A 16,523-nucleotide genomic window follows, 5' to 3' on the forward strand; every position below is an offset into this window, starting at 1 on the left:
GAAGATGCTACTGTAATCGGACTGCAGGTGTAACAGTTACTAGGGCAACTTATATAGCATGACATGAACGGCTCCTTGCAGCCGGGTATTCCATAGGATGAAGTGAAGGATGCAAAACCGGTTAATGGTGCATAGTTATAATAATATGACCATGATCACGGGGAAGAGATATACTGATACAACAGTTGTCTCAACACCAGGGTGACGCATCGCATACTTGATCTGGAGGAATACCCTGGATGCGGGGAGCTTATCTTAATGAAAAGAGGAATTGCACATGATCGATCCAAACGTGAAGCATGACCTGCGTGAAATAGGCAAGAAACTAACAAACCTTAGGGGGTCTCTTTGACTTAGATCTGAAGCAAGAGATGATTGGCAACTTCGAAGTGAAGATGTCTGCCCCGGATTTCTGGGACGATAGTGACAAGGCGCAATCCGTAATCGCTGAGCTAAATGCGGTGAAAGGATCTGTGGATCAATACACCAAACTCCAACAGGACTATGATGATGCAGTGATGATGATCGAACTGGCGGACGAAGAAGGCGACGAAGACCTCGCTACCGAGATTGGTAACAGTATTACCGCGATCGTGAATAAGGTGGCAGAGTTCGAACTTCAGCTTCTCCTGAATCAACCATATGACAAGATGAACGCGATTCTGGAGCTTCACCCGGGTGCGGGTGGTACCGAGTCCCAGGACTGGGGACAGATGCTGCTCCGGATGTACACGCGTTGGTCCGAGAAGCGCGGCTTCAAGGTTGAGGTACTGGATTATCTGCCAGGTGATGAGGCTGGGATCAAGAGTGTTACGTTGTCGATCAAGGGACATAACGCTTATGGTTATCTGAAAGCCGAGAAGGGTGTACACCGACTGGTGCGGATCTCACCTTTTGACTCATCGGGCCGTAGACATACGTCCTTCGTATCCTGTGATGTGGTACCGGAGATTGATGATACGATTGAACTGGACATCCGTACAGAGGATCTCAAGATCGATACGTACCGGGCGAGTGGCGCGGGTGGACAGCACATCAATACCACCGACTCTGCCGTACGGATTACTCACTTACCAACAGGTGTAGTTGTAACATGTCAGAATGAACGTTCACAGATCAAGAACCGTGAGCGAGCGATGACGATGCTCCGTTCGAAATTGTATGAGCGTAAAATTGAAGAGCAAAAACAACAGCTGGATGAAATCCGAGGGGATCAGTCGGATATTTCATGGGGTAGCCAGATTCGCTCCTATGTGTTCCATCCCTATAGTATGGTAAAGGATCACCGTACAAGCGTAGAGACTGGAAATACAGGGGCAGTAATGGACGGCGACCTCGATGCATTCATCGATGGTTATTTGCGTAGCCAGATTAAAGTAGAAACCGATTAATATAAGTTCCTGTATGGACCCATGCGTGTAGGCGTATGCTGGTGTATACGGGAGCTTTTTTTTGAATTATTTTATAGGATATAGAAAAAATGAGCGAACAATTGATCAGTCACAACAAAGGAGAGCACGAGAACATGCAACAACGATCACAACTTCACAACAGCCGCAAAAAGAGGATAACTAGCCTCATTCCACTCAATGGTCCATGGAGAAACGTCGTGGACACGGTATCTATCATTTTAGGTTCGTTTTTAATTGCAGTGGCCTTTAATTTATTTTTATTACCGAATCAGATCGCATCGGGTGGGGTGTCCGGGTTATCAATTCTGGGCAAGGAATGGCTTAATTGGGAGCCGGCATATACCCAATGGGCAATTAATATCCCACTTTTGATTGCGGGTTTCCTGCTCATTGGCAAACAGTATGGTGTTCGCTCCGTATTGGGAAGTATTGTCCTGCCACTGTTAGTCTATCTCACGAAGGATTGGGCCATTCCAACAACGAATCCGCTACTTGGTTCACTGTATGGTGGGATTGGCGTTGGTTTAGGGATTGGAATTGTATACCGCGGTAGAGGATCGACAGGTGGCATGAGCATTCTTGCCAGAATCGTACAGAAATACAGTGGACTGAGTTATTCTCTGTGTGTCGTAATTATGGATGCTACGGTTATTATTATGGCTGCATTTGTGTTGTCCTTGGAGCAATCCCTCTATGCGCTGATTGGGTTGTATGTTACCGGTAAAGTGATCGATGCCGTTGAGATGGGCCTAGGCTTTTCCAAGGTGGCGTATATTATCTCCAACCAAACAGAAGCGATTAGCAAAGTGATTCTGGATGATCTGGATCGTGGATTAACAAAGCTCGAGGCCAAAGGCGGTTACACTGACGATCAACGAACGGTACTGATGGTCGTGGTTGGGCAAAATGAGGTACCAAGACTCAAAGCGTTAATCCGGTCTGTGGACCCGGGAGCTTTTGTCATTATCAGTAACGCGCACGAAGTGCTCGGCGAAGGTTTTAAGCGGGGAGAACATGTGTGAACGGGTGTGAAAAATAGCGAATGAGCCGTGTAGGCTTAATAAGATATGACTGTATCAAAAAAAGCAGGTACATCCTTCTCTAAGATGACGGAGAGGGAGTGCCTGCTTTTCTCTTATTAAAAGTTTAACTTAATATTTCACATAACGGAGAGGACAGAAATATCCTGAAGAAGTGGAACGTTCGCCTAAAAGCTTTCTGAAAGAAAGCTACTTCGGAAGCATGTTCTGTCATCGGAGTGCCACCACTACAGAATCGGAGATAACAGACGGGAAATGGCTTCTTTGAAGCGGATAATCAGACTGCGTTTTTGGTATTCATCGAGCGTCATTTCACGTGATACAAGCAAGTCGTGCTCAAAGGTTTGTACAAGCGCTGTCGCAATCGTTTCATCATACATAAAAGCATTAACCTCAAAGTTTAACCGGAAACTGCGGTAGTCAATATTGGCGGTTCCCACGGATGCAACCAAACTGTCAATGATAAGTGTTTTGGCATGAATGAAGCCATTATCATATATAAATACTTTGGCGCCAACTTTTAACAACTCACCAATATAAGATAACGTAGCCCAATATACAAAGGCATGGTCGGGTTTATTTGGAATCATGATGCGAACATCTATGCCGGACAGACACGCGAGACGAATAGCTTCGAATACACTGGCATCCGGGATAAAATAAGGTGTTTGAATCAGAATCGAATGTTTGGCACCATTAATCATCTTGAGATAACTGTTCTTGATATGCTCGGTCTCTGCATCCGGTCCACTAGAGACAATCTGCATGGCAATCTTTCCTGTACCCTCGATATGTGGGAAATGCGCCGGAACGTAAGGCGTGTCGTGTTGCTTGGAAGCTTCATTCCAATCCAGGAGGAACCGGGTCTGCAGCGCATGAACGGCATTCCCCTGAATACGCAGATGTGTGTCACGCCAGTAACCGAATTTCGAGTTCAAGCCGAGATACTCATCTCCCACATTAAACCCGCCCGTGTACCCAAGGTTACCATCAATGATGACAATCTTCCGGTGGTTCCGGTAGTTCATACGCAAGTTGATCAGACTGAATTTGGAGGGGAAAAAGACTTCAACCAAACCGCCTGCTTCGCGCAATTCTTTGAAAAAGCGTTTCGAAACCCGCCGTGATCCGAGCGCGTCATACAGCAAACGAACTTTGATGCCTTCCCGCGCTTTGCGGATAAGTGCATCCCGAATTCTTTTGCCCAGACGGTCGCCTCTATAAATGTAGTATTGTACGTGCACGTGATCCTGAGCCGCTTCGATGTCGTCCAAGAGCCGTTGGAACTTGTCTGTTCCGTCCGTAATGATCTCAACCGCATTATCCTCCGTTAACAGAGCACCGTTCTGCTTCAGGTTCATATAAATCATGTCCTGGCTACTCTCGGTTGCTTGGTTGCGGAAAGGGGTGCGGTTATCGTGCAACTGCGTGAGCTGGGCTTCAATACGTTCCTCTAGCCCGAGCTTCTTACGTTCTTTCCACTGGAAAAGCCGGTATCGGGTCAGATTCTGACCGGTTAAAAGATAAAGTACAAACCCAAACACCGGAATAAAGTTCAAGACGAGCAGCCAAGCCCAGGAAGCGCTGGCATCCTTCCGTTCGAAGAAAACGACTGCTGCCGCAAAAATAATATTCAGGCCTAGGAGCACAATAAGTAAAATGGATTCGATATGCACTATAGTCCCCCACGTCTCATAATGACCATCATGAATCTATTCATATGTCCTTGACTAGCAGGTTAGTTATGAATGAGACCCTGATTGTAATGTTTCCTACTAATACGTATTTTAACAGAAGTATACCTATTCGTCCCGGATGTTAAATAAAGATATGTTCGGATTGGATGGAAATCCATGTGAAATTGATGATAGAGTGTTGTATTTATATAACCAGAGTCGTATAATAATACACAAATATGCATATAAGCGACGGAATTGCTGTGTTCGGGCCTCATTCATGCAAGGGCATAGCACAAGTAGCGCATACATCGAGATTGGGGGAGCGAGAGTGAATAACAAATTAAAAGTAGCAATCGTCGGTTCCACCGGCTACGGCGGGGTGGAACTGATTCGTTTTTTCCAGAACCATCCGCAGGTTGAAATCACATCGGTGATCTCATCATCGAGCAGTGGTGAGTCCATCGCAGATGGATTTCCGCATTTGACGGGCGTGATTCACAGGCCACTCGACGGTGTAGATCCGGCTGAAATTGCGAGTCGTGCGGATCTGGTATTCACAGCGACCCCGTCCGGCGTAAGTGCAAAGCTCGTACCAAGCTTGCTGGCAGCAGGCCTTAAGGTCATTGACCTGTCTGGCGATTTCAGACTCAAAGATGGAACAGTGTACGAAGAGTGGTACAAACATCCGGCTCCTTCAGCTGATTTGCTGGAACAAGCGGTATACGGCATGGCTGAAGTGTATGGCGAAGAAGTGAAGGGGCAGAATTTTATATCGAACCCGGGCTGTTATCCAACGGCTACACTTCTTGGACTGATCCCTGCAGTAGAGGCAGGTTGGATTGATCCTTCTACTATTATTATTGATGCCAAATCAGGCGTATCCGGAGCGGGACGCGGAACAAGTCTGACCAACCATTATGCAGAGATGAATGAAAATTTCAAAGCCTATAAACTGAACAAACACCAACATATTCCCGAGATTGAACAAGTGCTTGGTGATATAACAGGAACGCCTGTTACGGTCACTTTCACAACACATCTGGTGCCAATGACACGTGGAATCATGAGTACGATGTATGCAAAACTCATTGGGGAACACAGCGACCGGGAGATCGTAGATTTGTATCGTAAATATTATGAGAACAGACCTTTTGTACGTGTACGTGAACCGGGCATCTGGCCTTCGACCAAAGAAGTGTACGGATCCAACTATTGTGATATCGGATTTGCGGTGGATCCTCGCACAGGGCGTTTGACGATTATTTCGGTCATCGACAACCTGGTGAAGGGTGCATCCGGGCAAGCAATTCAAAATATGAACCTGATGATGGGATGGGAGGAGAACCTCGGGCTGAACATGACACCGGTATATCCATAAGGGATTGGAATTCAGGAGGAGCACTTGAACATTCGGTGTAAAAGTGCTCTCTCAGAGTCTTCTAGGGAGAACGGATCAGGTTAGGCAGGCGGATCATCGGCATATAGCTGAACGCATACGGGGGATATGATATGGGAACGAATGTGGAGCAACAGAACTTTACCGTGGTTGAGAACGGAACAATTGTAACCCCTGGGGGATTCACTGCTGGTGGACTTCACTGCGGATTGAAAAAGACATCTCGTAATGACATCGGAGCGATCCGATGTGATGTACCGGCTACAGCTGCTGCTGTATACACAACGAATGTGTTTCAGGCCGCACCACTCAAAGTAACACGCGAAAGCTTGAGTAATGGACGCCTTCAGGCTGTTATCGTTAACAGTGGTAATGCCAATGCATGTACAGGGCAACAAGGGGAAGAAGATGCTTATGCGATGCGTTCGGCCGCTGCGCGGGAGCTGGGTGTGGCAGAAGAGGACGTGGCTGTGGCATCCACAGGTGTCATTGGGGAATTGCTCAAGATGGATGCAGTACATTCAGGCATCACCGGCCTTCCAGCGCATATGGGCAAGGAGTCGAATGAGGCGGAACAATTTTCACAAGCGATTCTGACAACGGATTTGGTGAAAAAGGAAGCTTGCGTCTCCGTTCTGGTTGACGGCAAAACGGTTACGATTGCGGGAGCCGCCAAAGGCTCGGGTATGATTCATCCGAATATGGCGACAATGCTCGCTTTCATGACCTCTGACGCGGTCATTGGTGCAGAAGCGTTGCAGCGCCTACTGCGCCAGGCAACCAATCATACATTTAACATGATTACCGTAGATGGAGATACGAGTACAAACGACATGCTGGTAGCTATGTCCAGCGGATATGCAGGCAATGAAGAGCTGACCACAGAGCACCCGGATTGGGACGCTTTTGCAGCAGGCTTCACCTATGTATGCCAAGTGTTGGCCAAAGCCATTGCTCGCGATGGTGAAGGAGCAACCAAGCTGGTCGAGGTAGAAGTTACAGGTGCGGTAAGTGATGAATCCGCGCAAGCCATTGCCAAAACTGTCATCGGGTCCAGTCTGGTGAAATCCGCCATGTTTGGCGCCGATGCTAACTGGGGACGGATTATTGCAGCCGTAGGGCGTGCAGGACAACCGGTGAACCCGGATACCGTAGATATCCGTTTGGGAGATATCTCGGTACTCGCGCAGTCCCATCCAGTCGTGTTTGACGAAGAATTGGCCTTGGCGTATTTGCAGACCGATACAGTTCGCATTGTGGTAGATCTGCACCACGGCGAAGGAACGGCTACAGCCTGGGGCTGTGACCTGACGTATGACTACGTACGAATTAACGCAGCATACCGCACTTAATATTTTGTTTTTAGTTTTATTAACCTAGCAGCTTCATGATTGAAAAGCTGCTTTGCAAAAATATGTAAAACATCTATAAGGATTGAACTTTATTGGTCTTTGAGATAACTGGCGAAGGCAGTGGAGAAGACGGAATCGATTCTGAAGAAGCGAAGCGTTCGCCTTTGTCTCCGGGTTTCCCCTTTAAAAAGGGAATCAAACAACCTGGAGACAACAGCGATCAAAAGAACGATCCGGATTCGGAACGGTCAGCTACCGAATATCGCATCAATTAAGTGTTAAGCCTTTTAGAATATTTGAACGAAAGGAGCTTGCCCTCATGAATTCAACAATGCCAAACAAGAGTACCGCAACGGAAGCGAGCACAGAGAAACAGATGTTTGTCATGAAATGTGGAGGCAGCACGCTGGCGGCATTGCCGGAGTCTTTCTTTGCGGATCTGCGTGATTTGCAGTCTCAGGGTACACAGCCAGTCATCGTGCACGGTGGAGGTCCTGCGATCTCGGATAACCTGGCGAAGCTTGGCATCGAAACCGAATTCGTTAATGGCCTGCGCAAAACGACTGAACCTGTGCTGAACGTAGTGGAGATGGTGCTCGCTGGAAGTATCAACAAACAGATCGTGCGTTTGATTCAACGTGTTGGTGGTCGTGCACTAGGCTTGTCTGGCGTGGACGGGGGTCTGATCCAGGCTAAACCTGTTACAAACCACGCAGAGATCGGTTGGGTAGGCGATGTCACTGGTGTGAACGCAGAGATTATCCAAGGAATTGTGAACATGGGATACATGCCGGTTATCGCACCAGTTGGTGTAGATGCAACTGGACAACGCTACAACATCAACGCAGATACAGCTGCGGGTGCAGTGGCGTCTCATCTCGGCGTGAGTCGGATGATTGTCGTGACTGACGTTCCTGGCATCATGAAGAACGTAGGCGGCGAGAAAAAAGTATTGCCATCCGTATCTGTACAAGAGATTGAAGACATGATCCAGACCGGAGAAATCTATGGCGGCATGATTCCAAAAGTACGTGCAGCTATCGCTTGTATCCATGGTCAAGTACGTGAGGTCGTCATCGTAGACGGCAGCGAACCTCAAATCCTGAGCCGTGTACTAGGCGGAGAAATCATCGGAACAAGAATCATCCGTATGCAATAAGGTTCATTTGGGTTCTTATACAAGATAAAAAATATGTGCATGGCTTTTTTTATAAGAAATCTAATATTACACGATAACGTAGAGCGCAGAACCAATTTGATGAAACAAAAAAGGCGAGAACGGAGAGGACAGAAAAAACCTGAAGAAGCGGAGCGTTCGCCTTTATCACTGGATTTCAACCTTTAAACAATTAATCAAAGAAATCCGGGGATAACAGCGATCAGAAGGTTGTTCTGTAATCGAAGTGGAAGTATGCATACGTTCGAAAGATAGTTCTGCAATCGGGTGATCTAGTGTAAATTAGGTTTCTTATATAATTGCTCGTGCACCAACCAATAAGGAGTGATATGGTCATGGCAAAAGGCAACGAACAGCCAGGTTCTGGCACAGCGGTAGCGGGCGCAACAGCAACAGGTGCAGCGGCACAGACGGAAAGCTCGCTTTTCCAAACGTATGCGCGTTATCCAATCAGTCTGGTTAAAGGTAAAGGCAGCTGGTTGTGGGATGATCAGGGCAATCGCTATCTCGATTTCATGTGCGGACTCGCTGTAACTAGCCTGGGCCATGCACCGGAGAAAGTTGGAGCCAAGCTGAAAGCTCAGATTGATGAGTTGTGGCATGTGTCCAACCTGTTCCAGATTCCAGGCCAGGAGAAAGCAGCAGCATTGTTGACAGCCAATACATGCGCTGACGCAGTGTTCTTCTGTAACAGTGGTGCCGAAGCGAACGAAGCAGCTATTAAAGTAGCACGTCGTTATCACCAGAAGGTGAAAGGCACAGATCGCTATGAAGTGATTACATTTGCCCAATCCTTCCATGGACGGACGCTTGCAACACTGACAGCAACCGGACAGGATAAGGTGAAAGAAGGATTTTTGCCATTGCCAGCCGGATTTGTAACCGTACCTTTGCATGATATTCCTGCACTGGAAGCGGCAATTGGACCCAACACAGCAGCTATAATGCTGGAAATGGTTCAGGCCGAGGGTGGTGTATATCCAGTTGAACTGGAATTCGTCAAACATGTACGGAAATTGTGTGACGAGCATGGGTTGCTTCTGATTGTCGATGAAGTACAAACAGGAATGGGACGTACGGGTAAACTGTTCGCACACGAACATTATGGTATTGAGCCAGACGTGTTCACCGTTGCCAAAGGTATCGGTAGTGGTTTCCCTGTAGGCGCAATGCTGGGTAAAGGTTTCCTGCGGGATGCGTTCACACCAGGTAGCCATGCGACAACATTTGGTGGAACACCACTTGCTTCATCCGTTGTGATTGCAACAATCGAAACGATGCTGGAAGATCGTTTGCCAGAGCGCGCAGCGGAGATGGGTGAATACCTAATGAGCTCCCTGCGGAATCGTTTGGCGGGTACTTCCTTTGTGAAGGAAGTACGTGGCTTGGGATTGTTGGTCGGTATTGAATGTGCTGAGCCGGTAGGTGATATTGTGCTTGCTGGGCAAAAACGCGGTATCTTGTTCGTCTCTGCAGGACCAAATGTGATTCGTTTGCTTCCGAACCTGTATGTGAGCAAAGAAGAGATCGACGAGGCCGTATCGCTGGTAGGCACATTGATCGAAGAGCATGTAGCGGCGAAAGCCTAACATAAAAATGAGAACCTTTCTGTCTCGGGGCCATTACAGGCCTCGAAGCAGAATGAGATGATGAATCCCTGTAGCCGCGCGGTGAACTTGCAGAAGGTGGAAATGGATAAACTCGAGAAGCATCCAGACAAAGTGTTAACGTTGCTATCTCTTCTGCCCATGCGGGTGCAGGGAACCGGAAATAAGGAGGACATTATACATGACAGCACAACAAACGGAAAAGATTCAGAAGATTGATCTGAGAGGCCGGGATTTTATCGAGTTCACGGACTACACGGCAGAGGAGATTCGTTATCTGCTTGATCTCGCGATTGAGATTAAAGGTAAACAGAAAAGCGGTGTACCTTTTCAACCGTTGAAAGGTAAAACGATCGGACTTATTTTTGAAAAATCATCCACACGTACGCGTGTATCCTTTGAAGTGGGCATGTTCCAATTGGGCGGACACGCGCTCTTCCTGAGCAAAAATGATATCCAACTGGGTCGTGGGGAAACAACACATGATACAGCCAAAGTATTGTCCCGCTACCTGGACGGCATCATGATCCGTACCTTTGGACACCATAATGTAACTGAACTGGCAGAGCATGCGGATGTTCCGGTCATTAACGGCCTGAGCGATGCAGCGCATCCTTGTCAGGTACTGGCAGACTTCCAAACGGTGCTGGAGCACAAAGGCAAGCTGGCAGGCCTGAAAATGGCTTACATCGGAGATGGCAACAACATGGCACATTCCCTGATGCTCGGTGCAGCGAAGATGGGAATGCATGTTGCTGTAGCAACGCCAGAAGGCTATGAGCCGGATAGCGCAGTTGTGGAGCAGGCACGTATTATCGCACAGGAGAGCGGTTCTGAAGTGACTGTAACGTACAGTGCACAGGAAGCAGCCAAAGATGCAGATATCGTGTATACGGATGTATGGGCGAGCATGGGCTTTGAAGAAGAGCAGAAGATTCGGGAGCAGGCATTTGCGGCATATCAAGTGGACGAGGAACTGATGAAAGGCGCGAAGCCGGACTACATGTTCTTGCATTGTCTGCCAGCACACCGCGGCGAAGAAGTAAGTGCCGGTGTAATTGACGGACCGAACTCCCTGATCTTTGATCAGGCGGAGAATCGCTTGCATGCACAGAAAGCCTTAATGGCTGCATTAATGAGCGAATAGATGTTGTTTGCCTTTATGGGTTGATTTTAGGCGCAGATTTCGCGATGATATATTCATCTATAATGTACTTTAAAAAGTTAATTAAACAAGAAGCATACACAAAAACGGAGAGACAGAAAAAGCCTGAAGAAGCGAAGCGTGCACCTGAAAGCTTTCTGAAAGAAAGCTGCATCGGAAGCATAGGCTATCCCCGGATTTTACCCTTTATCATAAAGGAATGAAAAAATCTGGGGATAACAGTGATCGGAAGGGTTTTCTGGCTCGTAGGATTCAGTGTATGAAGGCTCTGTTTAACTTAACTGATCTTGGGGAGGACCATCGAACATGGCTAAGGAAAAAATTGTACTCGCGTATTCAGGCGGGTTGGACACATCTGTAATTTTGAAATGGTTGAAAGAAACGTATGATGCTGAGATTATTGCATTCACAGCGGATATTGGACAAAAGGATGAATTGGACGGTTTGGAGGAAAAAGCACTGGCAACAGGCGCTTCCAAAGTATACATCGACGATCTGCGTGATGAATTCGCAAAAGATTTCATCTATCCGATGTTCCAGGCGGGTGCCCTCTATGAAGGACAATACCTGCTTGGTACAAGTATCGCTCGTCCACTGATCGCTAAACGTATGGTGGACATCGCTCGTGCAGAAGGGGCTACGGCCATCGCTCACGGCGCTACAGGTAAAGGAAATGACCAAGTTCGCTTTGAGTTGAACGCGGCTGCGCTGACACCAGACATTAACGTAATTGCACCTTGGCGTCTGGAAGAATTCCGTAACCAGTTCCCGGGACGTGCCGAGATGATTGCTTACGCTGAGAAACATGGTATTCCGGTAACCGCATCTGCAGCTAAACCATACTCCACAGACCGTAACTTGCTGCATATCAGCTATGAGAGCGGTGTGCTCGAAGATCCTTGGTTCGATCCAAGCGCGGACGAGAACAAAGACATGTTCTTGCTGAGCAGTGCACCTGAAGATGCACCAGATCAAGCGGAATATGTTGAACTGGAATTCGAACAAGGTGACTGTGTTGCACTGAACGGTGAGCGCTTGAGCCCACTGCAAGTGATGGAGCAACTGAACGAGCTGGGTGGCAAACATGGGATTGGCCGTGTAGATATGGTTGAGAATCGTTTTGTTGGTATGAAGAGCCGTGGCGTGTACGAAACACCAGGTGGAACAATCTTGTTCACCGCACATCGCAAAATGGAATCCATCACGATGGACCGTGAAGTGATGAACCTGCGTGATAGCCTGATCACACGTTACAGCACGCTCGTTTACAACGGCTTCTGGTTTGCACCGGAACGTCTGGCGCTGCAAGCGCTGGTGACTGAAAGCCAGAAGAACGTAACAGGTACGGTTCGTGTGAAACTGTACAAAGGCAACATCATCGGCGCAGGTGTGAAAAGTCCTGTCAGCCTTTACAATCCGGACATCGCAACGATGGAAGCTGATCCAACACAAGCCTACGATCAAGGTGATGCAACGGGCTTTATCCGCCTGAATGCACTGCGTTTGAAAGTAAACTCTGGCGTGGAGCAAAACAAAAACTAATTTCAACCTGCATACTAGAGCTACATCAATATAAATGACAAGGCAGGCCGTTCTTGCACATCTGGCAGGAGCGGCTTTGTCCATGAGCGAAAGGGGAGTACTCACTGTGAGCAAGCTGTGGGGAGGACGTTTTACAAAACAAACCAATCATTTGGTTGAGGAATATACGGCATCGATCAATTTTGACAAAGCTTTGGCTGAGGAAGATATCCAGGGCAGTCTGGCCCATGTAACAATGCTGGGCAAATGTGGTATTCTTCCGGCAGAAGATGTGGAGACGATCAAAGAAGGTCTGATCACTGTTTTGCACAAAATCCGTGCAGGTGAAGTAGAATTCTCCGTATCGGACGAAGACATCCACATGAATATTGAGAAAAACCTGATCGACACGATTGGCCCTGTAGGCGGTAAACTACATACAGGCCGTAGCCGGAACGACCAGGTTGCAACGGATATGCACCTATACCTGCGCGAGCGCGTGGTCGGATTTGTAGGTATGCTGCATTCCTTGCAGGAAGCATTGATTGGACAAGCGAAAGATAACCTCGAGACAATTGTACCGGGTTATACGCATCTTCAACGGGCACAGCCCATTTTGTTCGCTCATCACCTGATGGCGTATGTATCGATGTTCCAACGGGATGCTGAGCGTCTGATGGACAGTTACAAACGTATTAACATCCTGCCACTGGGCGCAGGTGCGCTCGCGGGCACAACATTCCCGATTGACCGTCATTTTGTCGCGGAACAACTGGGCTTTGATGGCGTCTACGAGAACAGTCTGGACGCAGTAAGCGACCGTGACTTCATCGTTGAGTTCCTGGCGGCAGCTTCGCTGATCATGACTCACTTGTCCCGTCTGAGTGAAGAGTTGGTACTGTGGAGCAGCACGGAGTTTGGCTTCGTTGAACTGGACGATGCGTTCTGCACAGGCAGCAGCATTATGCCTCAGAAGAAAAATCCGGACGTTCCTGAACTCGTTCGTGGTAAAACAGGACGTGTGTACGGCAACCTGATTGGTTTGCTGACAGTATTGAAATCTCTTCCACTGGCATACAACAAAGACATGCAGGAAGACAAAGAAGGCATGTTTGATACTGTAGCGACGCTGGAGGGCGCACTGCAACTGTTTGCTCCAATGATCGCAACAATGACAGTGAACAAAGATCGTATGCGTCAAGCGGTCAACCAGGATTTCTCCAACGCTACGGATATTGCCGACTTCCTCGTGGGCGAAGGTTTGCCTTTCCGTCAGGCACACGAAGTGATTGGTAAAACAGTGCTGTACTGCATCCAGAACAGCAAGTATTTGCTGGATCTGACGATTGATGAATTCCGTCAGTTCTCACCACTGTTCGATGACCGGATCTATGACGTGCTGCAACCGGAAGCGGTAGTGAACGCTCGTAATGTTTACGGCGGAACAGCTTCGGGTCAAGTCGCTGAAGCCATCGGACGCAGTGAAAAGGTACTTGAGATCACCGAGCAATGGATTACGAACCGCGGTTAATGTCACGGTTACGATAGGTATCTCACAGATACGACAGTACAATAAAAAAAGCAGGCCAGAGAACTTTGTTCTCAGCGGCCTGCTTTTTGTGTTTTACAGCGATATGTTTTAAATATATTCAACTCAACCGCGAACGGAAGGAAGGTTGTTCTGTCATCGGAGTACCAGCCTTCTTTATCCTCAGTAGCTCCCAATGATCGACTAATCGCGCTTGGGCAAAGGCAACCATTTCAATACATCCTGGATCTTGGCATCCCAGTAGCCCCACTCATGTTCACCAGGCCCTTCCTCGTATGTCAATTCGAAGTTCGTTTGTTCACAGGCATGCCGGAAGGTTTGATTATCCTCATACAGGAAATCTTCCGTTCCGCAACATTGGTAGAGCAAAGGTCGAGGACTTTCGCTAGATTGATTCTCTTTTAACAGATGGATCAGATCATTCTCTGTACCTGTCACCTCTGGTCCGAAAATACGTTGTAACTCAGTCTGTTGCAATGCTGAGGATGCGTTTCTATCCATATGTGCAGACATATCGAGTGCTCCAGACAAACTGGCAGCTGCAGCGTATTGATCTGGTTTACGAAGGGCCAGCTTGAACGCGCCATAACCACCCATAGATAAACCAGCAACGAAATTGTCCTCCCGTTGATCTGACAATGGGAAGAAAGAACGAGCAAGTGCCGGCAGTTCTTCACTGATAAAGCTCCAATAACGTCCGCCTTCTACCATATCTGTATAGAAGCTACGATGTACCTGTGGCATAACAACGGCGATCCCGAGGTTGGCCACATAACGTTCGATCGATGTGCGACGCAGCCAGATGGAATCATCATCAGACAGACCGTGCAGCAGGTATAGGGTTGGGTGCAGTCCTTTGCCGGTCACATTCTCCATACCGATCTGATTGTGGGTTTGTTGCGGCAGAATGACATGCATGCTGGTGCTAAGCCCGAGCGTATCTGAGTAAAAATCACATTTAATAAGTGCCATAAGTGTAAGAAACCCCTTTCATAAGTTCGTTAACCACGTGTTCTGACATGAGACGATGGGATGGAAATCGGATGCCTAGGCCTCCAAAGTGTGTTTATATGTAACAGGTTATACGTATTACTCTTCCATTGCAATAACAAGATCTACAGTAGAAAACAAAGAATTTCACACCAGTGGTTAAAATGGAAGTATGTAATTGGATTATCGATTTTTAACGCACTTTACAACGTAACAATGTTATGTTACACTCATTTCAATAAAAAGGGGGACCATATATGACGGATGATTTGATCTCCAAGAAAGAATTGTTGGACCTGACAGGAATCTCATACGGCCAGTTGTACCGCTGGAAGCGGAAAAATCTCATTCCGGAAGAATGGTTCATTCGGAAATCGTCCTACACCGGACAAGAGACCTTTTTTCCAAAACAACAGATTTTACTGCGCATTGACAAGATTCTCAATATGAAAGACGGATTATCGCTGGATGAGCTGGCAGACGTGTTCTCACCTACATTGGGTGAAGTGGAGATGTCTGCACAGCTACTATTAGAGCGAAACATTGTTTCACAAATCTCGCTGGATCTGTTGAAAGAAGCAGGTCGGGAACAATCGCTGTATGCTTTGGAGCAGGTTATGATGCTCTACGTCCTTGATAAGCTGTTAATGAGCGGAGATATTACTCGGCAAGAGGGTGCGTTGCTGATCGAAGTGATGTCCGAACATTATTATCGTTTTACAGGCAAACCCAGCGAACTCGTGCTTATTCGTAAGATGGGTGTTCCTTCATTCATGCTGGTAACAGCAGGGACGGAGTTTTATTTTGACAATGGTGTGAAAGTGGTTCTTAGGCAGCCGATGGGAACATTTATGGAAGAATTAAAACTCAAATTGGGATAAGGAGAGGATCATCTATGGAAGAGCGGAATAAGCGGAATGATCTGAATGTGGCGGGCATAAGTCAAACGGCAGGAGGGAATTTTCACCGTGTATCTATTGATGGCATGGCTAAGGTGAACGGTAACCTGGACTGCACCTCTATGGAAGTGAATGGAACATTGAAGATGCACGGCGCTTTGAGCTCCGAGAGTGTAACGATTAACGGCATGTGTACGTTGAATGGCCCTTTGACCAGTTCTCGTGTTCGGGTGGATGGCTTAACTACAATTAACGGAGATCTCCATAGCCCTGAGCTTGAAGTGAACGGAAAGTGTACCGTACGTGGAAGAGTGGATGGGGAACGAATTGATATTGGCGGTGTGATCGATATTGAAGGGGATGTCCAATGTGAGTCCCTGAATGTACGGGGCAATATTAAGATCAGCGGCTTACTGAATGCGGGAACAGTGGAGATCAGGCTGCATACATCTTCTTCGGCTAAAGAGATTGGCGGAGAGCGTATCGATATTCGTCGCAAGGAACAACAGAATGGATTTTGGAAAAGTATTGGTCTGGGCGGGACCCCTTCATTTAAGACTTCCTTAATTGAGGGTGATGAGATTGTGCTGGAAGATACTGAAGCTGATATTGTTCGGGGGAGTAACATTTTTATCGGTCGCGGCTGTAACATCAGGCTGGTCGAGTATTCGGGTGAACTTGAGATAGATCAGGATGCCAAGGTGGGCAGCAGTCAGCAAATTTAAAGTTTGGATAT

At 47.5% G+C, this 16,523-nt stretch carries 14 protein-coding genes; 12 read left to right on the top strand and 2 right to left on the bottom strand.

Translation table 11 applies throughout. From position 1 onward, the window contains the following. Nucleotides 1–277 precede the first annotated feature (277 nt). A protein-coding gene (gene prfB / locus BLS69_RS22395) for a peptide chain release factor 2 (RefSeq protein ID WP_124116498.1) occupies nucleotides 278–1,391 on the top strand; the annotation gives its coding sequence in 2 pieces (ribosomal slippage) (nucleotides 278–349 and nucleotides 351–1,391; 1,113 coding nt in all). Between the two features lie 134 nt (nucleotides 1,392–1,525). Next, nucleotides 1,526–2,434 (top strand): YitT family protein, encoded by a 909-nt coding sequence (locus BLS69_RS22400; protein WP_091036576.1) that lies wholly within the window; start codon nucleotides 1,526–1,528, stop codon nucleotides 2,432–2,434. A 245-nt stretch (nucleotides 2,435–2,679) separates the two neighbouring features. On the opposite strand, the gene cls is transcribed toward BLS69_RS22400, so the two are convergent. Then, entirely contained in the window at nucleotides 2,680–4,128 is a 1,449-nt protein-coding gene (cls, locus tag BLS69_RS22405; RefSeq protein ID WP_091036391.1) for a cardiolipin synthase, read from the bottom strand. 331 nt (nucleotides 4,129–4,459) lie between these two features. On the opposite strand from cls, the gene argC reads away from it, so the two are divergent. The 8 genes from argC to argH all read left to right on the top strand — a co-directional run bounded on the left by argC (nucleotide 4,460) and on the right by argH (nucleotide 13,880). After that, nucleotides 4,460–5,509 (top strand): N-acetyl-gamma-glutamyl-phosphate reductase, encoded by a 1,050-nt coding sequence (gene argC, locus BLS69_RS22410; protein ID WP_091036394.1) that lies wholly within the window; start codon nucleotides 4,460–4,462, stop codon nucleotides 5,507–5,509. Between the two features lie 131 nt (nucleotides 5,510–5,640). Further along, a complete protein-coding gene (gene argJ / locus BLS69_RS22415) occupies nucleotides 5,641–6,879 on the top strand; it encodes a bifunctional glutamate N-acetyltransferase/amino-acid acetyltransferase ArgJ (RefSeq protein ID WP_091036396.1) in 1,239 nt (412 codons plus the stop codon). 92 nt (nucleotides 6,880–6,971) lie between these two features. Then, a complete protein-coding gene (locus tag BLS69_RS22420) occupies nucleotides 6,972–7,154 on the top strand; it encodes a hypothetical protein (protein ID WP_091036398.1) in 183 nt (60 codons plus the stop codon). 44 nt (nucleotides 7,155–7,198) lie between these two features. Continuing rightward, nucleotides 7,199–8,038, top strand: coding sequence for an acetylglutamate kinase (gene argB, locus BLS69_RS22425; RefSeq protein ID WP_091036399.1), 840 nt, complete (start codon nucleotides 7,199–7,201; stop codon nucleotides 8,036–8,038). Nucleotides 8,039–8,391: 353 nt separating this feature from the next. After that, entirely contained in the window at nucleotides 8,392–9,645 is a 1,254-nt protein-coding gene (locus BLS69_RS22430) for an aspartate aminotransferase family protein (RefSeq protein WP_091036402.1), read from the top strand. Between the two features lie 199 nt (nucleotides 9,646–9,844). Next, nucleotides 9,845–10,810: an ornithine carbamoyltransferase gene (argF, locus tag BLS69_RS22435; protein WP_047840650.1), complete on the top strand. Its 966-nt coding sequence runs from the start codon at nucleotides 9,845–9,847 to the stop codon at nucleotides 10,808–10,810. Nucleotides 10,811–11,134: 324 nt separating this feature from the next. Then, nucleotides 11,135–12,370, top strand: coding sequence for an argininosuccinate synthase (locus BLS69_RS22440; protein ID WP_017692004.1), 1,236 nt, complete (start codon nucleotides 11,135–11,137; stop codon nucleotides 12,368–12,370). Nucleotides 12,371–12,476: 106 nt separating this feature from the next. Beyond that, nucleotides 12,477–13,880 (top strand): argininosuccinate lyase, encoded by a 1,404-nt coding sequence (gene argH, locus BLS69_RS22445; RefSeq protein WP_091036579.1) that lies wholly within the window; start codon nucleotides 12,477–12,479, stop codon nucleotides 13,878–13,880. A 201-nt stretch (nucleotides 13,881–14,081) separates the two neighbouring features. Here argH and BLS69_RS22450 read toward each other — a convergent pair whose 3' ends face one another. Next, nucleotides 14,082–14,870: an alpha/beta hydrolase gene (locus BLS69_RS22450; protein WP_091036404.1), complete on the bottom strand. Its 789-nt coding sequence runs from the start codon at nucleotides 14,868–14,870 to the stop codon at nucleotides 14,082–14,084. Between the two features lie 275 nt (nucleotides 14,871–15,145). Here BLS69_RS22450 and BLS69_RS22455 point away from each other — a divergent pair, with 275 nt between their 5' ends. Together BLS69_RS22455 and BLS69_RS22460 are read left to right on the top strand one after the other, a co-directional pair. Further along, the gene (locus BLS69_RS22455; protein ID WP_091036407.1) at nucleotides 15,146–15,769 is read left to right on the top strand and encodes a YhbD family protein; all 624 of its coding nucleotides are present in this window, start codon (nucleotides 15,146–15,148) and stop codon (nucleotides 15,767–15,769) included. A 14-nt stretch (nucleotides 15,770–15,783) separates the two neighbouring features. Then, nucleotides 15,784–16,512 carry a polymer-forming cytoskeletal protein gene (locus BLS69_RS22460; RefSeq protein ID WP_091036410.1) on the top strand — a complete coding sequence of 243 codons (729 nt, stop codon included), beginning with the start codon at nucleotides 15,784–15,786 and terminating at the stop codon, nucleotides 16,510–16,512. The last annotated feature ends 11 nt before the right edge of the window (nucleotides 16,513–16,523 follow it).

This window comes from Paenibacillus sp. CF095 (assembly GCF_900101225.1).
Classification (GTDB): Bacteria; Bacillota; Bacilli; order Paenibacillales; family Paenibacillaceae; genus Paenibacillus.